Consider the following 24,504-nt stretch of genomic DNA (forward strand, 5'->3'; position numbering starts at 1 on the left):
CGGCGCGGCAGCAATCCGGTGCAGGGGCTACGCGTAGCTCGGTTCGCGCTTCTTGACCCAGCCGATGGCCAGGGCTGTCACGGGGACGAAGAGGAACTCCACGAGGGTCTTGTACAGGAAGCCCACGAGCACGTAGTTCACGAACATGCCGAAATCGCTGATGCCGATCACGGAGGCCGCGATGCTGCAGAAAATCAGCGTGTCCACGAACTCCCCCGCCACCGAGGAGCCCATGATGCGGGCCCACAGGGTCTTCTCGCCGGTACGGGCCTTCATCCGGACCAGGATCCATGAGTTGATGGTCTGCCCGGCGAGGAACGCGAGGAGCGAAGCCAGGACAATCTGCGGAACTGGGCCGATCGCGCCTTCGAGGGCGGCCTGTTTGGCGGTGCCGAAGTCGTCATCGAAACCTGGCAGGGCGATGATCACCCAGTAGCAAAGCGAGGCGAAGACGGACAGGGCGAACGTGGTGACGATGGCCTTGCGGGCAACCTTGAAGCCGTAGACCTCACTGATGACGTCGCCCAGGATGTACGCGAGCGGGAAAAGGAAGAAGCCGCCGTCCGTGATGATCGGGCCCAGCACCACGCCCTTGGAGGCGCCGATGTTGGACAGGATCAACACCACGGCCATGACCGCGAGCATAATGCCGAAGTAGGGGGAACCGATCGAGGCGAATTTCGGCGCCGTTTGCGGCAGGGAGGACTTGGCGGTGGTCATGGATGTTCCGTTCGTAGTGGTTCGCACGGCTGCCGGTCTAAGGACCGCTGTGCAGCTGGCTGTATTAGCACTGGACGGGTTCCGCCGGGATGGCCGCCGAAACCGCCCTCCATTCTCCCACCTATGCCGGTACCGGATGCGCCGAACCCCCGTACGGAAACGGACGACGGCGGGCTGCCGCCCCGGGGACCCGAAGGTCACCGCGGTGCCGGCCACCCGCCGTCGTGCGTTATTCCTGATGCGTTACTGAAGGTCAGACGTTGACGAGCTCCTCGTCGTCGTCCTTCCGTCCGGCGACAGCCAGGGCACCCGGGGCAGCGGAGGCAGCCGGCGTGCCGGACCAGGCGTCGCCCTGTTCACGGTCCAGGTGCGTGGTCTTTTTGTTCGTCAGCGCGAAGATGTAGACCAGCAGGGACAAGCCGATCGCGATGGTGACGTAGGTGAAGAAGAGGTCCACCTGGCCCGATTTCTGCAGGGCGGCGCCGATCAGCGGGACCGTGCCGCCGAACAGCGAGTTGGCAATGGCGTAGCCGAGTCCGACGCCGAGCGCGCGGATGGAGGCCGGGAAGAGCTCGGCCTTCACGAGGGCGTTAATGGAGGTGTAGCCGCCCACGATCAGCAGGCCGCCCATCATCAGCAGGAACGCGGTGAACGGGTCCTTGGTGCCGGCCAGGGTGGAGAGCAGCGGCCAGGTGAACAGCACACCGGTGATGCCGAACCAGAGAAGCAGCGGCTTGCGGCCCACCTTGTCGGAGATGAGGCCGTAGACGGGCTGGAGCAGCATGAAGATGAACAGTGCCCAGAAGTTGATCACCGACGTGTCCGTCTTGGCGATGCCGGAGGTATCGTTCATGAACTTCAGGATGAAGTTGGTGTAGGTGTAGAAGGCCACGGTGCCGCCCAGGGTCACGCCGATGCAGATCAGCAGCGGCTTCCAGTGCTGGGTGAACAGGAGCCGCATGGTGCCGGGCTGGGCCTCGCCGGATGTGGCAGGAGCCTTGGCGGCCTGGACCTGCTCCGCGGAAACCGTCTCTTCCATGGAACGCCGCAGCCACAGGACCACCAGCGCCGCAACGCCGCCCAGGGCGAACGGTATGCGCCAGCCCCATTCCTTCAGCAGGTCGTTGCCCAGGGCGTTCTGCAGGATCACCAGCACCAGAAGGGCCAGCATCTGGCCGCCCACCAGCGTCACGTACTGGAAGCTGGAGAAGAAGCCGCGGCGCTTGGAGGTGGCGGCTTCGGACATGTAGGTGGCGCTGGTGCCGTATTCGCCGCCCACGGAGAAGCCCTGCAGGACACGGATGAGGATCAGCAGGACCAGGGCCCAGATGCCGATAACGTCCTGGGTGGGGAGGATGGCGATTGCGAAGGACCCGGCTGACATCAGGGTCACGCTGAGTGTGAGGGCGGCCTTGCGCCCGTTCCGGTCGGCGTAGCGTCCGAAGAACCAGCTGCCGATGGGGCGCATGAGGAACGACGTCGAGAAGACGGCCATCGCCTCGAGCCCGGCCTGCAGCTCGTCCTTGGAGTTGAAGAAGTGCGCTTGGAAGTACGCCGCGAAAACCGTGTACACGTAGAGGTCGTACCACTCCACGAGGTTGCCGGCGGAGCCTTTAAGGATGTTGCTCACGGCCCTGCGTGTCTGTGCGGCCTCGCTGGGTGCCGCGCTTTGGGGTGCGGCGTGCTGGGTGCTCATCAATGAACCTTCCTGGTCGGTGCCACCGTCGGCGTCCGAGGTGCGAAATGGGTGTCCTGCCGGAATCCCCGTTCCGGGCCTCCCCTGTGACAGTCCGGCGGCGGTGAGCGGTTCGTGGCCCGAACCGGGCGCCTGGCCGGCAGATCCTGCAAGAGGACACCTGCCAACTTATGCGTGATCCTTGGCACATCCAACGCGGAGAGGCATTTCCTAACACTTCCTTAAGAATTGGAAACTGCCGACGGCGGCGGGTCCCCTTTGCGCTTCACCAGCGGGGCAGGGAAGGCACTCCGTGGTTCCCCGCGGAAGCAACAAGGCGAAATCCGCGGACAAGGAGTATTGTCCAAACGGACTCCGGTGTCCCCGACAGCAATGAAGGCAAAGGTAAACAGGCAATGCGCGTGCTCATCGTCGAGGATGACGACGCGATGGCGTCGGCCCTCGAGGCGGCTGCCGTTTCCGCAGGCCACAAGGCGCATCGGGTGTCCCGGGGTGCCGATGCACTGCTGGTCCACCGGGAGCACGATGTCATCCTTCTGGACCTCGGGCTTCCGGACATGGACGGCCTCGACCTCCTGCGCAAGCTTCGCCAGGTCACGGCCTGTCCCATCCTCATCCTCACCGCACGCGACGACGAGCGAAGCGTGGTCCTTGGCCTCCGGTCGGGCGCTGACGACTATCTGGTCAAGCCGGTAAAGCTTGTGGAACTCCTTGCCCGGATTGAAGCGGTCACACGGCGGGTGGGCCGCAGCGGCCCCCAGAAGTCCCACAGCATTGTCCTGGGGGAACTCGACGTCGACCTGGACCGGCGGGTGGCTGCCATCGGAACCCGGGTCCTCCCGCTGACGGCAACGGAATTCGATCTCCTGGCCCTGCTGGCCCGGAACGCAGGCTCAGTGGTGACCCGCGAACAGATCCTCGATGCCCTGTGGGGTGATGCCTTCCTGGCCTCGTCCCGGTCCCTGGATGTGCACCTCACCGGGCTGAGGTCCAAGCTGCAGATGCCCGGCTTCATCATCAACGTCCGGGGCGTGGGATACCGGATCGAAGCGGAACCCGCGTGAAGCGCCGGGTCCTGGGCATCCTGAGCCTGTTCGCCCTGGTGATGGTGCTGGCGATTTCCAGCGCCATCCTCACCTCGGCCGGGCGGGAGCTGACCCAGGAAGTCCAGATCAACCGTGTCTCGGCACTCAACCGGTTTGCCCAGGTTGCGTATGACGCCTCGCAAAGCGGCGACCCGACCCAACTCCGGCGTGAGATGGAGCGCTACTCCAGCCTTTACGGCGAGGGCGTCCTCGTTCGGCTGGAGGAAGCCGCCACGGTGCAGTCGGGCGAGCTTAGCCCGGACCGCCCCGATGTGCGGGATGCGATCTCCCGTGCCAGCCTGAACCTCAATGACACAACGCTTGAGCCGTTGCAGCCGTTTGGCTCCGGGAGGGCACTTATTTCGCGGTCGTTCGGCAGCGCCAGCCAGGTGCTGGGTGAAGCTGTCCTGGAAGTGGACCTCGAGGCGGCACGTCAGAAACTTCGCGAACGCTGGCTGCTGGTGGGCCTGGGCGCATCCGGGCTCTCCGCCGTCCTGCTCCTGGGCGCGCTCCGTGCCACAGGGTCGGTGATCCGGCCGGTGCTGCGGTTGAACTCGGCGGTGGCTGAACTGGAGGCCACCGGCAGGGCGGCCCGGCTTCCCGAAGCCGGTCCACCCGAGCTCAAGGAACTGAGCCGTTCCTTCATGAAGATGGCCGAGACCGTCAGCAACAGCACCGAGTCCCAGCGCCGGCTCATCGCCGACACGTCGCACCAGCTCCGCAACCCCATCGGCGCACTGCGGCTGCGGATCGACCTGCTGCAGCTCGAACTCCGGACAGACGCTGAATGGGCCAAGGCTGCGGGGGTCGTGAAGGAACTCGAACGCGTCGAGGAGATCCTGGACGACGTCCTGAAGTTGGCCACCGCCGAGCACCGGGCTTCCGAAGGTGCCAGCCCAACCGGCACGCCGGCCGCCGGCGGCTCTGTGCAGCCCATCGATCCGTACCCCGTGCTGGAGGAGGAAGTGGACCGCGCCCGCCCGGCAGCCAAACGCATCGGCTCCAGCCTCGTTTTGAAAGCTCCCCCGGAGCCGCCCCTTCAGCTTCACTGCAGTGCCGCCGAGCTCGCCCAGATGGTGGGTGAACTGGTCACTAACGCCATCAAGTACGCACCGGGGGCCACCATTTCCGTGGACGCACGCCCACAGGGCGGCTCAGTCGTGGTTGAAGTGTCCGACGACGGGCCGGGCCTGCCGCCCGAAGAGCTCGCTGCTGCTGCCACACGGTTCTGGCGTTCCCCGGACCACGGCGACATTCGGGGTACGGGACTGGGAATGACCATTGTGGACCGGCTGGCCGGTGCGAACGGGGGCCGCCTGATCCTTCGGGGACGCGATCCGCACGGACTCGTGGCGCTCCTGGAGTTTCCCGCCGCTGATCAGGGAGGACGGCAACCATGAGGCGGGGACAACAGCACCCGATGGGCCGGCGCGCGCTCCTGAAGTCCGGACTGGGCCTGGTCCTCGGGGCTGCTGGCCTCCCGGGAATTGCCGCATGCACTGCGTCACGGGGTCCGGCCGAGGTATCCGTGGCTGGAGGTGAAGCCGGCGGCTTCTACCTCGAGTTCGCCACACTTCTTGCCGAGTCGCTCGAGCGCCACGGAATCGCCCAGCGAGCAGAACCCCTGACCACCGGGGGCAGTATTGACAACATGAAGCGGCTGGTCGCCGGGAAGGCAACCTTCGCCGTCGCGCTCCTCGACGCCGCAGTGCAGCACGCAGCAGCGCAGCAGACGGCGGGTCGCCCCGCCGGGGCGATGGTCGCCGTCGGGAAGGTCTACGAAAACTATGTCCACTGCCTGGTACGGCGGGACACCGGAATTAGGAGCCACCGCGACCTCGCGGGCAGGAGGATCGGGATTGGTGAGGCGGGGTCGGGAACATCACTGATTGCCCACAGGATCCTGGAAGTGTCAGGGCTTGCGGGCTCGGCCACGGCCGTCACGGAAGTCAATCTCGGCCTCAATGACGGGCTCGCCGCGCTCCGGAGGAAGGCTGTGGACGTGCTGTTCTGGTCGGGGGGTGTTCCGACAGCCGCCATCACGGAAGCGAACGACGTGTCGGGGCTCCGGCTGCTCGACCTCTCCGACCTGGTGCTGCCCCTTCGCGAGCGCTTCGGCGCCTTCTACGACCGTGTGCTGATTCCCGGAAGCGGCTACCCGGGGGCCGGGTCCGTCTGGACAGTGGGCGTGGCAAACCTTTTGCTGTGCCGTGGCGATCTCGAGGGAAACATCGTCCGGGACACCGTCAGGCTGCTGGTCGATCATGCCGACGAGCTCGTTCCCCGTTCCAGTCTCGGCGTTCAATTCCTGAGCCCGGAAACCCTGATCAACACGGCCGACCTGCCCCTGCATCCCGCTGCAGCGGAGGCCTACCGCAGGCTGCACGGTTAGGCATGGCAGGATGGAACGATGACTTCTGTTGCTTCTGACAACCGCACCACCGCCGCTCCCGCCGTCGTCCTCACCATCGCAGGCTCGGAGGCCACCGGCGGTGCCGGAGCCCAGGCCGACCTGAAGACCTTCCAGGAGCTGGGCGTCTTCGGCATCGCCAACCTCACGTGCATCGTCTCGTTCGATCCGAACAATGAGTGGAACCACCGTTTCGTGCCGGTGGACCAGGATGTCATCGCGCACCAGCTGGAAGCGACGACGGCGGCCTATGGTGCCGCTTCCGGCGCACCTTCCGTGCTGGATACCGTGAAGATCGGCATGCTGGGCAGCCCGGCAACGATTTCAACCGTGGCCTCCGCGCTGTCTGCCGGTGCGTTCGGCAACGTAGTCCTGGATCCGGTACTCATCTGCAAGGGGCAGGAGCCCGGACACGCGCTGGACACGGATCAGGCGCTGAAGACCCAGATCCTGCCGCTGGCCACATTCGTCACACCCAACCACTTCGAGGCCGAGTCGCTGTCCGGCCTGGAGATCACCGACGTCGAGTCCCTCAAGGCTGCGGCCATCCGGATCCACGAACTGAGCGGAGCCACAGTGCTGGCCAAGGGTGGCGTGCGGCTGTCCGGGCCTGACGCCGTGGATGTGTTCTACGACGGCGAAACCCTGGAGGTCCTGGCCGCCCCGAAGGTGGGCGAGGTGGCCGTCTCCGGCGCCGGCTGCTCACTCGCCGCGGCGGTGACTGCCGAACTGGCCAAGGGTGCGTCGCCGCTGGAGGCAGCACGGTCCGCCAAGGAGTTCGTGACCGCCGGCATCCGGAACCGCGTGGCCTCCGGCGCCCCGTTTGACGCCCTCTGGCAGGGCGGCCCGCGCTAACCCTGGCCCCGCTGACCCTGGCTCGGACGTCAGGAGCGGGGGTCGGCCACTGCTCCCATGAAGAGCGGTACCCCGGTTTCGACGTGCACGACCTGGTAATGGAACGGCCGGTCGAAATCGATGGTCTGCTCCGGCCGGGGCGGGGCGCTGGTGACCATGCCGTTGATCTGGGTTACCGCGGCAGCCACAGTTCCCTTCTCGGCCACCGTGATGTTGGCCGCCTGGGCGGCCTGCGTGATGGCTATCTCCGGCTGGATCGCACTGAAATCCTCAGTGGTTGTGAGGGTCTTCTGCAGCCCGGCTGCTTCGAGGACCCTGCGGAGGTCGAAGCTGCATCTGTGGTCCCACCGCGGCAACTGGATCTGTACGGTCGCCAGCGGTGCGGCGTCCAGGGCATCGGCCATTTTCCTAAGTCCTGATGCCCTGAATAGGGCCGGGGCATCTGTTCCGGAGTCCGGAAGGACAAGCCGCATCACGAATCCCTCGGCATACGGAAGGTCCACACCCCGCCAGCCGGGGCCTTCGGCGTACTTCATCTCAAGCAGGTTGTGCATGGCGGGGACGTCGATCTGCTCTCCCCTGGCCGTCGTGAAGGGCAGATCCTCTGTGGAGCCCGGGTCAAACGGGGCCCGCCAGGCCGCCGCGAAGTACACCGAATTGAGGAGGCTGAACGTGTTCCGGGGATCGTACTTTGCGGGCGCCTCCTTGATCCGGCCACGGGTGTTTTTGTCCACCCAGGCATCGATCGCGGGCTTGGTCTCGCCCTGGTTGCTGAAGTCCACCGGATAGACGCCGGTTCCGTAGTGCCTCGCCAGAGTGTTCAGGTAGGCCTCGCCGGTTGGCACCTCCCTGTCCACGAACAGTCCATTGGCCACATGCATGACAGGCTTTCGGGGCGGATTGTCCTCGTCCACGGTGGCCGGGTCGCCGTCGAACTTGGCCAGGGACGCGAGCAGCGCGTTCATGGCCTCGTCACGCCCGTCCCGTGGCAGCCCCAGCACGGCATCCAGTTCGGCGGCCGTTTCCCCGGACGCCCCGGCGCGGAGCATCGCGAGGGCAACCAGCAGGCTCCCGGGCGAGGACACCACGTTCCCGCCTGTCCCGTTACCGCCGTCGGCGAGCAGTGCTTGGCCGAGCCCAAGGGCGGAGTTCCGGAAAGCGCGAAGTTCGGCGGCGTAAGCCGTGGCATCCAGCGCAACCCGGTCCACGCCGTCGGCCTTCAACATGGCCGGCACCGGGGCCGAACATGCCGCCGCGAGCGCGACGGCGGCGGAAGCCGCCACTATTTTGGCCATTCGAATCCTGTTCATTGCAGTCCTCGGCTCGTCCGCAGAACTCCGTACGTCCACAGTCAACCAGCGGGCACTGACAGTATCGATGCCGGACCGGTCACGGTTTGCCGTCGGTTTGGTTTCACTCCCCGCCCCTCTCGCACTTTCCGCAACGTTTTCGGCAACGCTCTCTCAGTGCCGCGGGGGCGTATTCTCGAGGCACCCGGACTCGTGGAGGAGAGCCTCATGGCCCAGCAGTTCGACAGCGTCGACGAGTACATCGCGCAGTTTCCCGCCGAAGTGCAGGATGTCCTCCAGGAGGTCCGGCGCCGATGCCGCGAGGCTGTCCCGGACTCCGGGGAGATGATCAGCTACGGCATCCCCACGGTCACCCTTGGCGGCAAGTACGTGGTGTACTTCGCGGGTTGGGCGCACCACATCTCGGTGTATCCGGTGCCCTCCGGCGACGACGCCTTCCAGTCAGACATCGCGCCCTTCCGGACTGGCAAGGGCACCCTCAAATTCCCCCTGGGCAAGCCGGTCCCCTACGGCCTCATCGGACGGACGGCTGCGCTTCTCGCCGCCGAACGACGGGCGCGGTAACCGCTATCGCCGGGGAATGTTCCTGAGGTTGCTGCGGGCCATGCTCACCGCCTCGCCGGCGCCGCGGTTCAGGACCACCTTGGACATGGCAGTGGCGAACCCCAGAACCTGCGAGCCTTTGATCTTGGGCGGAATTGAAAGGGCCTTGGGATCGGTGATGAGTTCCACGAGCGAGGGCCCGGGATGGGCGAAGGCCTCCCGGTAGGCGTCCTCGATCCTGGTTGGATCAGTGACCCGAACCGCGTGGAAGCCGAGCGCATGGGCGACAGCCGAGTAATCGGCGTCGGGCACGTCAACACCGAAGTCCGGCAGCCCGTCCACCAGCATTTCGAGCTTGACCATGCCAAGCGTGGAGTTGTTGAACACCACTACGTTCACTGGCAGCCGGTGCGCGGCAACCGTGATGAGCTCGCCCAGCAGCATGGACAGCCCTCCGTCGCCCGAGACGGAAATGACCTGGCGGTCCGGATACGCCACCTGCGCCCCGATCGCGTGCGGCAGCGCGTTGGCCATGGAACCGTGAAGATACGAGCCGATCAGCCTGCGGGTGCCCAGCGGGTTGATGTAGCGGGCGGACCACACGTTGCACATGCCGGTGTCCGCGGTGAAAATTGCGTCTTCGGCCGCCACCTGGTCCAGGAGCGAGGCGGCGTATTCGGGATGGATGGGTACTTTCTTCCCGACGTTCCGGGTGTATGCGCCGACGGCCTTGTTCATGAGCCTGTCGTGCTTCTTCAGCATCTGGTTGAGGAAACGCCGGCTCTTCTTCGGAGCCACCAGCGGCATCAGCACCTTGAGCGTCGGCAGCACGTCCCCGTGGACGGCTATGTCGACGTCGGTCCGCCGGCCGAGCTTGTGGGCGGCACGGTCCACCTGTGCTGTGCGGGTGTCCGGCAGGAACTGGTCGTAGGGAAAATCGGTCCCCAGCAGGATCAGCAGGTCGGCGTCCTCGATCCCCTCCGCCGCGGCGCCATAACCCAGCAGGCCGGTCATGCCGATGTCGTACGGGTTGTCGTACTGCAGAAAGTCCTTGCCCCGCAGCGTGTGCCCCACCGGCGCGCCGATCAGCTCCGCGAGCGCGATAACCTCGTCATGGGCTCCATGGGTGCCGGCCCCGCCGAAGATGGCCACCTTGTCCGCCGCGTTGATGGCATCGGCGAGTTCCCGGACGCTTTCCTGCGACGGGATGAGGGTTGCGGGCCGGAAGTTAGCGGGAAGCGGGGTTTCGCCCGTGGCCTCCATGCCGGCTATGTCGCCGGGAAGGGTGACGACGGCGACTCCGCCGAGGGCGACGGCATGCTGGATGGCGCTGTGCATCACCCGCGGCGCCTGTTCCGGGGTGCTGATGAGTTCCGAGTAGACGGAGCACTCGTTGAAGATCCGGTCCGGATGGGTTTCCTGGAAGAAGCCGCTGCCGATCTGTTTGCTGGGGATGTGCGAGGCGATGGCCAGGACGGGTGCGCCGGAACGGTTGGCGTCATACAGGCCGTTGATCAGGTGCAGGTTGCCCGGGCCGCAGGAGCCGGCGCACACGGCAAGCTTCCCTGTCAGCTGGGCCTCAGCCGCGGCGGCAAAGGCTGCGGCTTCCTCGTGCCGGACGTGGATCCAGTCGATGCCGCCCTGCTTTGAGCCGCCGGTCTGGCGGACGGCGTCGACAATCGGATTGAGGCTGTCCCCGACGATTCCGTAGATTCGCCGGACGCCGGCAGCCTGGAGTTGTTCGATGAGCTGGGTTGCAAGTTCCTTGGCCATGGGTGCACGCTCCCGCAATCAGTTGGTGGGCTGACAAGGGCCAATATAGTCCGCGTACCTTGGCAGGGTCTCAGGTGCAGGACCGGTGGGCCCGTTTTCCACATACGGACTCGACCCCATGGAGTCCCAGTGTCCCCGCTCTTAGCGTGGTGGAAGGGCAATCTGCCTGTCTCCCTATTCACAGTGAGGATCGACTTTGGCCAACAAATCACGCCGCCGCCGGTTGAAAAAACGAAACACCCGTAGTGGGCATCCGGCCGGGCGACGCGCCCCCAGACCAGTTCTCTGCGCACCGAACCAGCGCGACCAGGAGATGGGTTCCCTGATCGAATTCATCACCTGGCACCGGGAGCACGGGACATCGCCTGACAACCGTCCTGTCCTGGAGCACATGATGAAGTTCTTCACGGCTTACGCGCACATCTCTGACGGGGCCGCAGTAACCGAGATGGACCCTGAACTCATCGCTGCACTTGTGGCATCGCTCATTGAATATGATGCCGAATTAGCAGCCTCTTTCTGTGCTTCACTGCACGAATACATTCACTTTCTGGTGGATACGGGCCGGTGGTCCGGCACTCGCGAAGGCAAACGGGCTTTGCACACCGTCGTCTATCACGGGATGCACCACGAAAATCTTCTGCCGCGGGGTGGCCGCGGAGGCAGACCGGCCCCGTTGAAAAGGCTTGCCGCAACAACCGGCGATTGTCCGGGAAAGCCGACCAAAACTGCGTAAGCGTGGCAGGAAAGCCTGCACGAACTGCGAGAGAGTCCGTCAGTTCCGGAGCAGGCTCCTAACTTCCCGAGTGGGCCTGCAGGAACGTGTACACCTCGGTCTCGTCCACGCCGGGGAAGGCGCCAGGGGGCATGGCCGCCAGCAGGTGCGCATGGGCGCGGGCGGACGGCCAGGCGTTTCCTGCCCACTCCGAGGTCAGCGAGGCCGGCGGCCGCTTGCAGCAGTTGGGGTCAGGGCAGTTGGACGTGGCCCGCGCCGTGGTCTCGCGGCCGCGGAACCACTTGACGTGCTGGTACGGGACACCAATACTCAGCGAGAACTGTCCGGTGGCCGAGCGGTCCGTTCGGGCGGTGCACCAGTACGTGCCGGAAGGCGTGTCCGTGTACTGGCTGTAGGCGCTGAATTTGTCCGGCACATCGAACACGGCCCGGGACGTCCAGGCCTTGCAGGACGGCTGCCCCTCGATGGCGCCCGTGTGGTCCTGTGGGAAGTTCACGCCGTCGTTCTCGTACGCCTTGTAGATGATCCCGCTCTGGTGGGTCTTCTGGAAATGGGTGGTGATCCCCAGGTGTTTGGTGGCCAGATTCGTGAAGCGGTGTGCCGCGGTCTCGTAGGACACCGCGAAGGCATCCCGGATGTCCTCGACCGCAATCTCCTTCGCGGCCTTCGCTTTTTGCAGAAATTCCACGGTGGCCTGCTCGGGCAGGAGGAGTGCAGCGGCGAAATAGTTGGTGGCTACACGCTGGGCCAGGAAGTCGCCGTAGTTCTTGGGCGTCTCATGTCCCAGGACGTAGTGCCCCAAAGCCTGCAGCAGCACCGATCGGGGGTCGTGGTCCTGCCGCTGGCTCTGCGTCAGGTAAATTTTGCGGTTCTTCAAATCGGTCACCGAGCGCGTGGAATGCGGCAAATCACCCACGTGATGGAGGGTGAATCCGAGGTGCGCCGCGATGTCCGCAATAACGTGCTGGCTCAACGGCCCGGACGTGTAGCCAACCTCCTTCAGCACCTTCTGCGCCTCGGCCTCGTACTCCGGAAAATAGTTGCCGCGTTCGCGCATCATGGCGCGCAGTTCACCGTTCGCGCGGCGGGCTTCCTCAGGTGTCGCGACCTGCTCGTTCATCTTGCGTTCGAGCTCGTGGAGGAGGCCCACCTGGGCCTCGAGGACATCCATCGGCAACCGTGAGCTGATGCGGATTTTGGGCAGGTTCAGGGACTCGTAGAGCGGGCCGCGCTGGTACCGTTCGAGCTCGATTTCCAGGGCCGCCCGGCGGCTCGGCGGCTCGGCCCCCAGCAGCTGGTCAATGCCGACGCCGAGGGCCCCGGCCAGGTGCTGCAGGAGTCCGAGTTTTGGTTCCCGCTTGCCGTTCTCGATGAGGCTCAGCTGGCTGGGCGCGGTCCCGACGGCGGCGCTCAGGTCATCGAGGGTCAGGCCGGCCTGCTTGCGCAGGTGGCGCACGCGGCGGCCCAGCGCGATCACGTCCAGTTCGGCCGTCGGCGGGGACGACGGCGGCTGTGAGACTTCCCTGTTCCAGCTTGAAGGCGACATTTCTGAAGAATACGTGAAGAAACGCATTTCTTTCCAGCTTTTTCCTCTAGAAAGCGCTTTGGAAGTGCAGAAAAGTAGGTGTCACGAAGGAAAACCCCTCCGGAAACTGGCCGGACCTGCAAAGGCGCAGGGACGGCCGGCCCGGAAACCAGAACCCCCGGAATGGCCCGGGAGCTAACAAGGAGACAAAGATGACTGCAGCATTTGAGCCCACCCAGCAGACGCCCGAACAGCAGGCCGCCGCACTGGAGCTCGAGTGGGCTGCCAACCCGCGCTGGGAAGGTGTCACTCGGGACTATGCAGCCGCCGACGTCGTCCGCCTCCGCGGCAGGGTCTCCGAAGAGCACACCCTGGCAAAGCGCGGCTCCGAAAAGCTCTGGAAGCAGCTGACCGGGGAGCACAAGGAAGGCAAGTACACCAACGCCCTGGGCGCCCTTACCGGCAACCAGGCCGTGCAGCAGGTCAAGGCCGGCCTCCGAGCCATCTACCTCTCCGGCTGGCAGGTGGCCGCCGACGCCAACCTCTCCGGCCACACCTACCCGGACCAGTCCCTGTACCCCGCCAACTCCGTACCGCAGGTTGTCCGCCGCATCAACAACGCCCTCCTCCGCGCCGACCAGATCGAGTTCTCCGAGGGCATCCAGACGGTCGAGGACTGGCTGGTTCCGATCGTCGCCGACGCCGAGGCCGGCTTCGGCGGCCCCCTGAACGCGTACGAGCTGATGAAGTCCATGATCGCCGCCGGCGCCTCGGGCGTGCACTGGGAAGACCAGCTCGCCTCCGAGAAGAAGTGCGGCCACCTCGGCGGCAAGGTCCTGATCCCCACCCAGCAGCACGTCCGGACCCTGAACGCCGCCCGCCTGGCAGCCGACGTCGCCGGCACCCCGAGCGTCGTCATCGCCCGCACCGACGCCGAGGCGGCAACGCTGATCACTTCCGACGTCGACGAACGTGACCAGGAATTCATCACTGGCGAACGCACCCCCGAAGGCTTCTACAAGGTCCGCAACGGCATCGAACCCTGCATCGCCCGCGCCAAGGCCTACGCCCCCTACTCCGACCTCATCTGGATGGAAACCGGCACCCCGGACCTGGAGCTGGCCCGCAAGTTCGCCGAAGCCGTCAAGGCCGAGTTCCCGGACCAGATGCTCTCCTACAACTGCTCGCCGTCGTTCAACTGGCGCAAGCACCTGGACGACGCCACCATCGCCAAGTTCCAGCGTGAACTCGGCGCCATGGGCTTCACCTTCCAGTTCATCACCCTGGCCGGATTCCACGCCCTCAACTACTCGATGTTCGACCTCGCCCACGGATACGCCCGCGAAGGCATGAGCGCCTACGTCGAACTGCAGGAGAAGGAATTCGCCTCCGAGTCCCGCGGCTACACCGCAACCAAGCACCAGCGCGAAGTCGGCACCGGCTACTTCGACGACATCTCCACTGCGCTCAACCCGAACGCATCCACTTTGGCTCTCGTGGGATCCACCGAAGAAGGCCAGTTCCACTAAATCTTTCCCAACCAGATCGCAGTAGATGCCGTTTTGAGCCTTCAAAACGGCATCTACTGCCAGTCAGTTGGGTGTCCCAAGGAGACAGAAATGAACAGCTTCACCGACAACTTCACGATCAACGGGATCACTCTGACTGCCCAGCCGATTTGCCGGCAGGGCGAGGTGCTTACACCGGATGCACTGGCTTTCGTTGCCAGGCTGCACAAGGCCACGGCCGGACGGCGCGAGGAACTGCTTCGGGCACGGCGGGCACGCAGGGACGACATCGCCCGCGGACAGGACCCCCGGTTCCTGCGGGAAACGGAGGAAATCCGGAACGATCCGCACTGGCGCGTCGCTCCCCCGGCCCCCGGGCTGGAAGACCGCCGGGTGGAAATCACGGGCCCGGTGGACCGCAAGATGACCATCAACGCCCTGAACTCCGGCGCCAAGGTCTGGCTGGCGGACATGGAAGACGCCTCCACGCCGTCGTGGCGCAACGTCATCCAGGGCCAGTTGAACCTCACGGACGCGCTGGAGCGCCGCATCGACTTCATCTCGCCGGAGGGCAAGGAATACCGGCTCAAGGCGGCCGAGGACCTGCCCACCATCGTGGTCCGCCCCCGCGGCTGGCACCTTCCGGAGAAGCACATGCTGATCAACGGCGAACCCATCGCCGGCGGCATCGTGGACTTCGGCCTGTACTTCTTCCACAACGCCCGCCGCCTCCTGGCGCAGGGCAAGGGCCCGTACTTCTACCTGCCGAAGATCGAAAACCACCTCGAAGCCCGGCTCTGGAACGACATCTTCATCCTGGCCCAGGACCTGCTCGGCATCCCGCAGGGCACCATCCGCGCCACGGTGCTGATCGAAACCATCACCGCCGCCTTCGAGATGGAAGAGATCCTCTACGAACTCCGCGACCACGCCGCGGGCCTGAACGCCGGCCGCTGGGACTACATCTTCTCCCTCATCAAGAACTTCCGCACCCGCGGCCCACGCTTCGTCCTGCCGGACCGCGGCCAGGTGACCATGACCGCCCCGTTCATGCGGGCCTACACCGAACAGCTTGTGCGCGCCTGCCACAAGCGCGGCGCCATGGCTATTGGGGGCATGGCCGCCGCAGTTCCCAACCGCAAGGATGAGGCCGCGAACGCCAACGCCTTCGAGAAGGTCCGTGCGGACAAGACCCGCGAGGCAGCCGACGGTTTCGACGGCTCGTGGGTGGCCCACCCGGACCTGGTCCCCGTGTGCCGGGACGTGTTCGACAACGTCCTCGGCCACAAGCCCAACCAGCTGGACCGGCTGCGGGAGGACGTGACCCCTGACGACCGCGCGCTGATCAACGTCGCCGCCACGCACGGCACCATCACCGAACAGGGCATCCGGAACAACATCGAAGTAGGCATCCGCTACATCGAGTCCTGGCTCCGCGGCAACGGAGCAGTCGCGATCCACAACCTGATGGAGGACGCCGCCACCGCGGAGATCTCCCGCTCACAGCTCTGGCAGTGGATCTACTCCCGTGCCATCACGGACCACGGCGAGATCATCAGCCGGGAATGGGTGCAGGAGATGCTGGACGAGGAGTTCGCCCGCCTGGAGCGCTTCGACGGTGACCGGTTTGCCGACGCCCGCGACATCTTCGAAGAGGTCACGCTGAGCGACAAGTTCCCCAGCTTCCTCACCGTCCCCGCCTACGCCCGGTACCTGCACGAAGCCCGGGAGGGCATCGATGCCACGGCCGAGGCCATCGAGGACGAACTCGTCGCCGCCTAGCAACAGCCCAGGCACCGCAGCCTGGACCGGCGCAGATTTCCGCCCGCCGGGCCGCCACGCCCTTCGCAACAGGCACCCCGAAGGCCGGGGAGGCGGTCCGGCAGCGGAACCATCCTTAAGGCGCGAACGGACACTTAAGCACCCTGACAGGGGCCACAAGTGTCCGTTCGCGCTTGGGTTTAACGGAACGTACGACGGCGGTACGCGCCTTAGCGCTGGCGGGGCACCTTGCGTACCGAGAGGGTGGTTGGAATGAAGAACGCCAGCACGGAACCGAGGATCAGCAGGAGCGGCACCGACCAGGTCCCCGAGACGCTGTGGACGTAGCCCACCACGGTCGGAGCCAGCGCCGCGAAGCAGTAGCCGACGCCCTGGACGACCGCAGACATCCTGCCCGCCGAGGCCTGGTCCCGGGCAAGCTTGATGATCGCAATGAAGATCAGGGTGATGCCGCCGCCCTGCGCCACTCCCCCGAGCGAGGACCACAGCCACCACAGCTGGGGAACGAACAGCAGCCCCAGCGGAACGGTCAGCCACATGGCACCCAAGGTGACCGCAACCGCCGTCGTACTCATGAACCGGGCCGCGAGCGGCACACCCAAGCTGCCGGCGATGGCCATGATCTGGAACAGGGAGGAGCCTGTGCCCGCAGCCGCCGGCGTCATGCCGAGTTCATCGGACAGCAGGGTGGGCAGCCATGCGGTCACGCCGTAATAGGAGATGGCCTGGCCGGCGAACCCAACCGTCAGGCCCGCCGTGATCCATTGCGACGCCGGGCGGCCGGCTGCGGGCGGGCCGCCGGAACCGTCGTCGGCCGCCGGGACGAAGGCCCGCCGCCCGGACGCGAAAACCCAGAAGCCGATGGCCGCAATGGCAAAGGCCGCAGAGGCCGCAACGGCGGCCCGCCAGCCGGCCAATTCGGCCAGCGGCGCCGTAATCACGGAGGTGGCGAACGATCCGACGTTCAGGGCAGCCGTGTAGATGCCCATCGCAGTCCCCTGGCGCCGCGGCGAAAAGTCCCGCCGGATGATCAGCGGCACCGCGATGTTGCCCACGGTGATGGCCAGGCCGAGGATGACCGTTCCCGCCATCACCATGGCGCCGCTGCCGGCCGACCGGACCGCGACGCCGGCCAGGACCCCCGCGAGCGTGAGGGTGATGGCCAGTTCCGCGCCAAACCTGCGCCCGGCGAGTGAGGCAAGGGGCGCCGCGAGCGAGAAACACAGCACGGGGATGCCGGTCAGCAGACCCAGCTCCACGGGCGAGAACCCCAGTTCCTGCTGCATCGGCCCCAGAACCGGAGCCACCGCCACGAACGGTCCCCGCATGTTCAGCGCGATGAGGCCGATGCAGGCAAGGAGTATCCAGCTGCGGGGAATCGCGGTTCCGGTGGCGCCCCTCATGCGGTGCAGGGGGCAGGGGGCTGGAAGCGGGAACGGGGTTTCATCACTCCTATTGCTATCACGCGGCGCCCCGAACGGCGGGAAGTCCGCTCATGGCTGGGGCCACAAGTGTCCGTTCGCGCTCAGCACGTTCCTTTAGGGGGTGTTCAGGAACCAGTCGCGGGGTGCGTTGCTGACGCCCGGCTCCTCGCGGAACCGGCCCGGCTGCGCCACCCAGCCAACTCCGTTCGCGATCACCTGCCGGATCTCCGGCTGGTGGTACACGGGGTACTCCTGGTCGCCGGGGCTGAAGTAGAAGATCCGGCCCTTCCCGCGCGTGAATGTCACGCCTGAGCGGAACACCTCGCCGCCTTCGAAGGAGCTGATGAAGATGAGGTCGTCGGGCTCCGGAATGTCGAAGAGTTCGCCGTACATCTCCTGCTTCGGGATGACGATGGGGCTTTCCACTCCGGCGGCGATCGGGTGCGAGGGCTTCACGGTCCACACGAGTTCCCGCTCGCCCTCGTTGCGCCACTTCAGGGAGCAGGTGGTTCCCAGGAGCCGGGTGAAGATCTTCGCGAAGTGCCCGGAGTGCAGGACGACCAGGCCCATGCCGCCCAGGACGTGGCGCTGGACGCGGTCCACCACTTCGTCGCTGACGTCGCCGTGTGCCCAGTGGCCCCACCACAGGAGCACGTCAGTGGCGGCAAGTGTCTCCTCGGAGAGGCCGTGCTCCGGATCGGCGAGGGTGGCGGTGCTGATATTCGAGTCCGGGTAGAAGCCCCTCAATCCATCGGCAATGGCGCCATGCATGCCGTTGGGATACATCTCGGCCATGGTTTCCGGCTGGTTGCGGGCCTCGTGGACGCCTTCGTTCCAGACCAGGATGTTGAGTTTTTCAGTCATGTCAGAGCCTCACTTCGCGCTGTTCGAGGGCGGATTTGTAGCAGGCGTCAAGCACCAGGGCGCGGGTCAGGGCAAGTGACCCGTCGTGGGCGCCCCATACAGTCTCCCCGCCGCGGACGGCCTCCACAAAGTCCTCCACCACGGCCTGGTGGGCCCGGCCCGGCTCGGCCACCACCACGTAGTCGGCGTTCTCGCCGTCCTTCTCCTTGAAGATCCGGACGTCTGCGACGGGTACGTTGGAGGCCCCGACGGCGCGCAGTTCGGCACCGCCGTCAGTACCGTACACGGTGAAGTCGATCAGGTCCTCCTCCTCCCGGTAGGCTGCCCAGCCGGCCTCGAGGATCAGCGTGCCGCCGCCTTCAAGCCGGATGAACGCCGAGGCGAAGTCCTCCACCTCGAACTTGTGCGTGGACTTCATGGCGGTGTAGCGGGCGTTGCCGCCCAGGCCGCGGGGGCCGAGTTCGGAGTGCGTCGACGCCGAGACGGACAGCACCTTGGGCTCGCCCAGCAGGTGCAGGGCGTAGTCCAGGACGTGGACGCCGATGTCTGCCAGCGGGCCGCCGCCGGCCAGGGCCGGGTTGGTGAACCAGCTGCCGAGCATGGGGATGCCCTGCCGCCGGAGCCACGACGCTTTGGCGTAGTAGGGCCGGCCCAGTTCGCCGTCGTCGATGATGCCCTTCAGCTTCTGGATATCGCCGCGGCGGCGGTGGTTGAAGGCCACGTCCAGGACGCGGCCGGCCTTCCGCGCCGCTTCCACCATCTGCCGGCCTTCCTCGCCGTTGCGGGCCAGGGGTTTTTCGTTCAGGACGTGCAGCCCGCGTTCCAGCGCGGCGATCGCGATCGGGGCGTGCAGGAACGTCGGCACGGCCACGCTCACGGCGTCGAGCCCTTCAAGCTCGATCAGGTCCTCCCAGCGCGCAAACGTGTGGGGCACGCTGTACTCGTCCTTGATCTTCGCCAACAGGTCCGCCTCCATCGCGGCGACCGCGACGAGCTCCACGCCGTCCATGTTCTTGTAGGCCTTGATGTGCTGCTGGCCGGCCCAGCCGATGCCGACGACGCCGACCCTTAGTGGCGCGTTTTTCTGCGTACTCAATGTTCAAGACTCCGTTTCGCTGACGATGCCGAAGCTCACTCCGCGTTCAAACCACACGAACGTGCCTGTTGCCATACTGTCTTGATATCCCTTCGCTGGCTACGCGGCTACCCTTTCGGAACCCAGTCTCAATGCTTTGAAGAACCAGCTAACAGGGTGGGGGCCAGCTCTTTGAGTTGGAGCACGAGCCATGGGCTCAGAGCCCATGGTGCCGATTCCGCTGCTGTGAGCAGATCTGGCACCGAAACCCACCGATACTCGCACACCTCCGACTGCCGGGGCACTATCGAACCCGTCGTGACGGCGGTGAACACAGGGCACAGCTCATTCTCTACAATTCCATTCGGGTCAACAGCCCGGTACCTGAATTCCGGCAGGCGCTCCTGCACGTCGGATAGCTCGATTCCGAGTTCCCAGCGGCCTCTTCGTCGGATCGCGTCCATCATGTTTTCCCCCGGGGCCGGATGCCCGCAGAAGGAATTCGTCCACACTCCCGGCCAAGCAACCTTTGTAAGTGCCCGCCTGGTAACGAGAATTTGCCCCGATCGGTCGAACAAGTAGCAGGAAAACGCAAGGTGCAACGGCGTGTTGTGGCTATGGATTTCCTCCTTGGCCGCTGACCCACAGGCCTGGCCGTTTTCGTCGAGGAGTACTACCTGCTCTTTGTCTGTCATAGCTGAGCCTCATAGGTAACTCCGAAGGGGACCTCCGGCGACAGCGCCGCAGTGTATCTGCCGGCCGCGTGGCGGACGAGTAGTATTCCGAGGCCTGCCATGTCTATCGACTTCTGTTGTAACTGCCGGACAGCAGCGTCAATACGCTCATCCCGCAGCTCATGACTTTCCACCTCGATATGGATGGGATGTGTAACAGTCATCGGATCCTCCATTACGCCTCACTATGGAGAGCTATCCCCGCCTGCCTGCAGAATATCCTGGAACGCGGGGACGGACGCTGGGCAAACGGCGGAAGCCGGGCTGTACGCCCCATAGGAACAAAGCCCGGCTTCCGCGGCGGATACAAGTGGTCCTGTTAGAACCGGATACCCCGAAGGTAGTTGTAGCCCACCTCGGCCGTCTGCAGCGGCGTGACGTCGGGCCGGTCGTTCTCCACGATGAATTCCTTGGGAGTGTGCGCCCGGAAAATGCGTGCGAAGTCGATTTTTCCGGTCCCGAGGTCGGCGAAGTCGCCTGCGGCGTCGCGGTCCTTCACGTGGTACTGCAGGACCTTCTGGGGAGCCTGGAGGATGGTGTCGATGGCGAACTGGATCGGATCCTTCGCACCGACGCCAAAACCGGCGGTCACGGCCCAGTAAAGGTCCACCTCAAGGTGGACCAGGCTGGGGTCGAGGCGGCTGGTGAAGATGTCCCAGGGAGTCAGGCCGCCGCCAAGGTCCGTGGTGAACTCGTGGGCGTGGTTGTGGTAGCCGTACTTCACGCCAGCCTGCTGCGCGACAGCTGCTTCAGCGTTCATCTGGTCCGCCCAGCGGCGCCAGTCATCCGCAGAGCTGGAAACCAGGTAGGGCACGTTAATGTGGGTCTGGCCGAGAGTTACAGCGTTGGCGAGCTTGGTCTCCAGGGCTGCCGGTGTGGCGCTGATTCCGTCATGGCTCGAGGAAGGGGTGATGCCAAGCGAATCAAGGGTCGAGCGCATCGCTTCGGCGGTGCGGCCGTACAGGCCGGCGAGCTCTACCTTGGTGAAGCCGAAGCTGGCCAGGCTCGCCAGCGTGGCGTCAACGCCCTGGCCACTCATGATGGAGCGCAGCGTGTACAGCTGAATGCTGATCAGTCCCGGGGGAACCGGCCGGCCAGCAGCCTGGGGAGCCGGAGCCGCGACTGCAGCGGTTCCGCCGATACCGGCGAGGCCGACGCCCACGCCGGCCGCTACTGCTCCCTTAAGGAAGCCGCGGCGATCGACGCCCTTTTCTTCCAGCGAGCGACGAAGGGCGCCTGGGGCATTGAATCCGAAGCACATGAGTTGCCTTTCCTGACAGTAAGTGCGGTCCTCCACCGAATGGGGGGAGGGAAAGCGGGCATAGCTGCATCGCAGCGGCGTGTTGGATGTTCGCGGCAGCCACTGAACGCGGCCAAAGGGCAGGCCACCCCCGGTTAGTTGCTTCACCCGCAGCGTCTTCGCCACGGGCTCCGCGCTACCATTCCCAGTGATCAGTAACAGACGCGATAGGGGCAGGAACTCATGCGTGCAAAGGGGCTGTGCGCTCTCGCTGGCAAGAGTTCCCTGATTTCACGCGCTTGTAGACGCCTGAAACCCAGGCAGAAAGTATTCGCTTTCCCCCTGGCCGGGCGACGGCGTCTCGCTTACTCGAAGCATTATCACCGTCGACCGGACTTCTGATGTGAGCCTATTCCCGCCTTTTGTTGCGTGTCAAGCAAAAGTCGGCAAGACGCCGGAACAAGTGTCCCGGCTAGCTTGCCTGGGAGCCGGTCAGACCCAAAACCATCTCGTCGATCCGCTGCGGGGACATGGCATGGTGGATAGCCAGCATGCTGGCGCCGAGCACGCCCGCATCGAGCCCTGACGTGGACTGCACAATCTGGAGGTGCTGGGTCGCCAGCGGCATGGTGCGCGAGTAGACCACTTCCCGGATGCCCGCGATGAAGTGCTCGCCCGTCAAAGCCATGGATCCGCCGATGACGATCACTGCCGGGTTGATCAGGCTGATGCAGGCCGAAAGAACCTCACCCACGTCCCTGCCGGCCTGGCGGACGGCATGGACCGCCTCCGTACTGCCGGCTCCAACCAGCCTCACCACGTCTTCGCTGCTGGTTGCTTCCAGCCCCAGAGCGCGCAGTTTCGATGCGACAGCCGGGCCGGACGCAACCGCTTCCAGGCAGTCAGTATTACCGCAGTGGCACGGCGCCCCCGATCCGCTGTGCACCCTGACATGGCCGATATCACCGGCCACGCCGTCTGCACCGCGCTGGAGCATCCCGCTGGAGACGATGCCCGAGCCAATACCGGTGGCGACTTTGACGAAAATCAGATCATCCACGTTGGGCCAGGCAACATTGCGCTCCCCGAGGGCCATGATGTTCACGTCATTGTCCACGAGGACCGGAACCTGGAAGTGCGCCTGCAGGTAGCCAGGGACATCGAAGCCGTTCCAGCCAGGCATAATCGGGGGGTTGATCGGCCGTCCGGTCCGATGCTCCACCGGCCCGGGGAGGCCGATGCCGATGGCCAGGAGGTCTGTCATGGAGCGACCGGAGGCCTGAAGCAGTTCGGACGCCAGTTCAACAACGGCCTGCAGAACGGCGTCCGGGCCCTGCGTCACTTCGATTGCCCGCCCGTCCTCCTGCAGACGGTGTCCCGTGAGATCGGTAACCGCGAGCCGCAGGTGGGACGCTCCAATGTCAACGCCGAGGACAATCTTGCTGCCGGCCTTCAAGGCAATGCGCGAGGAGGGGCGGCCGCCCGTGGAAACCGCGTCGTCCACGAAGCCAACCAACCCAAGTTCCATGAGCGCCTCGATGCGCAGCGTCACCGTGGAACGGGCCAGGCCCATCTGCTCCGCGAGCTCGCTTCGGGTACGCGGGCGTCCGTCTCGAAGAATCTGGAACAGGTCACTCGCTCCGGACGAACCGAGGCCGTTGAAGCTACTTATGTCATCCATCGATCAATTACAGCACATTCGTCGACGGAACGCCCTTGTACCCGACCAGCCTTGGGCTTGAAACGTCAAGCGCTCTTTACTAGGGCTTCACGGGAATGAAGTCGGCCCTAAACCTGACCTGATTCGCTGCAAGTCGCGCCCGCATTTACGGCTTTATATCGAGCGATACCAAACATTCGTTGTTCGGTCGTCATTACTCGTGCTAGGTTTCCTTCTGTGATCGACGCCACCGTTTGGCTCGCTTGTTAGCCCGATCTTTGGCAGACCGCAGCACCACTTCAAGGAGGAAGATTTGCGCAGAAAAACGGACACATCAGCTGAAGGGACGCCAGGCCTGGGCGCGGAATCAACCTCCCATTCCTACGGCAAGACAGGCATCTGGCTGGTCGGCGCCCGCGGTTCCGTGGCGACAACAGCCACCGTGGGACTGGCCGCCATCTCTGCGGGGCTCGCGAACGCCACCGGTTGCGTCACCGAACAGGAGTCATTTGGCGAAGTCGCGCTGCCCGACTTTGCGGACCTCGTGGTGGGCGGCCATGACATCAGCAATGTCTGCATTGCGAAGCGTGCCGAGGCGCTGGTCGAGTCAGGCATGCTGCCGCTTCACCTCGTCGAATCTGTCCGGTCCCAGCTGGTGGAAGCCGACCAGCGCGTGCGGCCCGGCTACGATTCGGCGCAACAGTCGGAGACGCAGGCTGGAGCGGCCCGCAGGCTGGCGCAGGACATCCTTGACTTCAAGCGCTCCCACGGTCTGAGCCGCGTCATTGTTCTTGACGTCGCTTCCACTGAAGCGCCGGTTGAACCGCTCCCCGAGTTCGAGGACGCAGATCTGCTGCTGGCCGCGCTGGAGGACCCTGCGCGCTCGGTGCTGCCACCCAGCTCGCTTAGCGCCTATGCCGCCGTCCTCGCCGGTTCTCCCTACGTGTGCTTTACCCCTTCCCCTGCTCTCAACCTTCCGGCGCTGCGTGAACTGGCGACGAGGCACCGGATTCCCACCGCGGGACAGGACGGAAAGACCGGCCAGACCTGGCTCCGGTCTGTCCTGGCGCCGGCCTTCGCAGCACGCGGGCTGCGGGTCCTGTCATGGGCAGGAACAAACCTTTTGGGCGGCGGCGACGGCGCCACCCTCGCTGACCCGCTGGCGGTTTCGGGGAAATTGCAGTCCAAGAACCGCGGGCTCCAGGAACTGACCGGCGGTGCGGTGACCCCGCTCCACATCGACAACGTGCAGGATCTCGGCGAGACGAAGGTGGCCTGGGACCACGTCAACGTCGAAGGGTTCCTCGGATCACGCCTCACGCTGCAGACCACCTGGAGCGCCTACGATTCCATGCTTGCTGCACCCATGGTGCTTGACCTCTCACGCCTGATGGCATTGGCTGACGCCGCCGGAGAAGAAGGCCACCTCCGCGCACTTGGATTCTTCTTCAAGGACCCTTGGGGCAGCGACGAACACTCGTTCGCGGAACAGAGCCGCGACCTGATGCAGTGGGCAAAGACCGCCAGCGCCAAACTGCCTGCCGGCACCGGGAGCCATGATTAG

General features: G+C 65.2%; 21 protein-coding genes. 9 read left to right on the forward strand and 12 right to left on the reverse strand.

Translation table 11 applies throughout. The annotated features are described in order from the left end of the window. Positions 1 to 27 precede the first annotated feature (27 nt). Both BWQ92_RS07250 and BWQ92_RS07255 read right to left on the reverse strand, forming a co-directional pair. Positions 28 to 720: a queuosine precursor transporter gene (locus BWQ92_RS07250; RefSeq protein WP_076798924.1), complete on the reverse strand. Its 693-nt coding sequence runs from the start codon at positions 718 to 720 to the stop codon at positions 28 to 30. A gap of 253 nt (positions 721 to 973) precedes the next feature. After that, positions 974 to 2,416, reverse strand: coding sequence for an MFS transporter (locus tag BWQ92_RS07255; protein ID WP_076798925.1), 1,443 nt, complete (start codon positions 2,414 to 2,416; stop codon positions 974 to 976). A 395-nt stretch (positions 2,417 to 2,811) separates the two neighbouring features. Here BWQ92_RS07255 and BWQ92_RS07260 point away from each other — a divergent pair, with 395 nt between their 5' ends. From BWQ92_RS07260 to BWQ92_RS07275, 4 genes are read left to right on the forward strand one after another with little or no spacing between them, the layout of a single operon-like run. Beyond that, on the forward strand, positions 2,812 to 3,480 hold the full coding sequence (locus BWQ92_RS07260) for a response regulator transcription factor (RefSeq protein WP_076798926.1): 669 nt from the start codon (positions 2,812 to 2,814) through the stop codon (positions 3,478 to 3,480). Continuing rightward, positions 3,477 to 4,901, forward strand: a complete 1,425-nt coding sequence (locus tag BWQ92_RS07265; RefSeq protein WP_076798927.1) for a sensor histidine kinase — start codon at positions 3,477 to 3,479, stop codon at positions 4,899 to 4,901. Before BWQ92_RS07260 ends, BWQ92_RS07265 begins: the two co-directional genes overlap by 4 nt. Further along, entirely contained in the window at positions 4,898 to 5,893 is a 996-nt protein-coding gene (locus BWQ92_RS07270; protein ID WP_083706241.1) for a TAXI family TRAP transporter solute-binding subunit, read from the forward strand. The genes BWQ92_RS07265 and BWQ92_RS07270 overlap by 4 nt, the downstream gene beginning before the upstream one ends. Before the next feature lie 18 nt (positions 5,894 to 5,911). Next, complete coding sequence (locus BWQ92_RS07275; protein WP_076798929.1) at positions 5,912 to 6,766, forward strand: hydroxymethylpyrimidine/phosphomethylpyrimidine kinase; 855 nt, start codon at positions 5,912 to 5,914, stop codon at positions 6,764 to 6,766. A gap of 29 nt (positions 6,767 to 6,795) precedes the next feature. On the opposite strand, the gene BWQ92_RS07280 is transcribed toward BWQ92_RS07275, so the two are convergent. After that, a complete protein-coding gene (locus BWQ92_RS07280; protein ID WP_076798930.1) occupies positions 6,796 to 8,076 on the reverse strand; it encodes a serpin family protein in 1,281 nt (426 codons plus the stop codon). 207 nt (positions 8,077 to 8,283) lie between these two features. Between BWQ92_RS07280 and BWQ92_RS07285 the strand changes: the two genes are divergently transcribed. Continuing rightward, on the forward strand, positions 8,284 to 8,640 hold the full coding sequence (locus BWQ92_RS07285) for an iron chaperone (RefSeq protein ID WP_076798931.1): 357 nt from the start codon (positions 8,284 to 8,286) through the stop codon (positions 8,638 to 8,640). 3 nt (positions 8,641 to 8,643) lie between these two features. Here BWQ92_RS07285 and BWQ92_RS07290 read toward each other — a convergent pair whose 3' ends face one another. Next, positions 8,644 to 10,392 (reverse strand): pyruvate dehydrogenase, encoded by a 1,749-nt coding sequence (locus tag BWQ92_RS07290; RefSeq protein ID WP_076798932.1) that lies wholly within the window; start codon positions 10,390 to 10,392, stop codon positions 8,644 to 8,646. Positions 10,393 to 10,588: 196 nt separating this feature from the next. On the opposite strand from BWQ92_RS07290, the gene BWQ92_RS07295 reads away from it, so the two are divergent. Further along, on the forward strand, positions 10,589 to 11,128 hold the full coding sequence (locus tag BWQ92_RS07295; protein WP_157365120.1) for a hypothetical protein: 540 nt from the start codon (positions 10,589 to 10,591) through the stop codon (positions 11,126 to 11,128). A 58-nt stretch (positions 11,129 to 11,186) separates the two neighbouring features. Here BWQ92_RS07295 and BWQ92_RS07300 read toward each other — a convergent pair whose 3' ends face one another. After that, entirely contained in the window at positions 11,187 to 12,701 is a 1,515-nt protein-coding gene (locus BWQ92_RS07300; protein ID WP_076798934.1) for a helix-turn-helix transcriptional regulator, read from the reverse strand. Between the two features lie 164 nt (positions 12,702 to 12,865). Here BWQ92_RS07300 and aceA point away from each other — a divergent pair, with 164 nt between their 5' ends. Further along, complete coding sequence (gene aceA, locus BWQ92_RS07305; protein WP_076798935.1) at positions 12,866 to 14,182, forward strand: isocitrate lyase; 1,317 nt, start codon at positions 12,866 to 12,868, stop codon at positions 14,180 to 14,182. A gap of 90 nt (positions 14,183 to 14,272) precedes the next feature. Then, on the forward strand, positions 14,273 to 15,943 hold the full coding sequence (aceB, locus tag BWQ92_RS07310) for a malate synthase A (protein WP_076798936.1): 1,671 nt from the start codon (positions 14,273 to 14,275) through the stop codon (positions 15,941 to 15,943). A gap of 209 nt (positions 15,944 to 16,152) precedes the next feature. Here the strand turns inward: aceB and BWQ92_RS07315 are convergent, their stop codons facing one another. From BWQ92_RS07315 to BWQ92_RS07345, 7 genes are all read right to left on the reverse strand, one after another. Beyond that, positions 16,153 to 17,346 (reverse strand): MFS transporter, encoded by a 1,194-nt coding sequence (locus BWQ92_RS07315; RefSeq protein WP_076798937.1) that lies wholly within the window; start codon positions 17,344 to 17,346, stop codon positions 16,153 to 16,155. A gap of 135 nt (positions 17,347 to 17,481) precedes the next feature. Then, a complete protein-coding gene (locus BWQ92_RS07320; RefSeq protein ID WP_076798938.1) occupies positions 17,482 to 18,231 on the reverse strand; it encodes a ThuA domain-containing protein in 750 nt (249 codons plus the stop codon). A gap of 1 nt (position 18,232) precedes the next feature. Next, complete coding sequence (locus tag BWQ92_RS07325; RefSeq protein WP_076798939.1) at positions 18,233 to 19,327, reverse strand: Gfo/Idh/MocA family protein; 1,095 nt, start codon at positions 19,325 to 19,327, stop codon at positions 18,233 to 18,235. A 128-nt stretch (positions 19,328 to 19,455) separates the two neighbouring features. Beyond that, positions 19,456 to 20,001 (reverse strand): isopentenyl-diphosphate Delta-isomerase, encoded by a 546-nt coding sequence (gene idi, locus BWQ92_RS07330; RefSeq protein ID WP_076798940.1) that lies wholly within the window; start codon positions 19,999 to 20,001, stop codon positions 19,456 to 19,458. Next, positions 19,998 to 20,204 carry a hypothetical protein gene (locus BWQ92_RS07335; protein ID WP_076798941.1) on the reverse strand — a complete coding sequence of 69 codons (207 nt, stop codon included), beginning with the start codon at positions 20,202 to 20,204 and terminating at the stop codon, positions 19,998 to 20,000. The genes idi and BWQ92_RS07335 overlap by 4 nt, the downstream gene beginning before the upstream one ends. Positions 20,205 to 20,359: 155 nt before the next feature. Then, the gene (locus BWQ92_RS07340) at positions 20,360 to 21,301 is read right to left on the reverse strand and encodes a sugar phosphate isomerase/epimerase family protein (protein WP_076798942.1); all 942 of its coding nucleotides are present in this window, start codon (positions 21,299 to 21,301) and stop codon (positions 20,360 to 20,362) included. 451 nt (positions 21,302 to 21,752) lie between these two features. Beyond that, entirely contained in the window at positions 21,753 to 22,961 is a 1,209-nt protein-coding gene (locus BWQ92_RS07345) for an ROK family transcriptional regulator (RefSeq protein WP_076798943.1), read from the reverse strand. A gap of 292 nt (positions 22,962 to 23,253) precedes the next feature. On the opposite strand from BWQ92_RS07345, the gene BWQ92_RS07350 reads away from it, so the two are divergent. Then, positions 23,254 to 24,504: an inositol-3-phosphate synthase gene (locus BWQ92_RS07350; protein ID WP_236783139.1), complete on the forward strand. Its 1,251-nt coding sequence runs from the start codon at positions 23,254 to 23,256 to the stop codon at positions 24,502 to 24,504.

Origin of the sequence: Arthrobacter sp. QXT-31, from assembly GCF_001969265.1 — a bacterium.
In the GTDB taxonomy this organism is placed as follows: domain Bacteria; phylum Actinomycetota; class Actinomycetes; order Actinomycetales; family Micrococcaceae; genus Arthrobacter.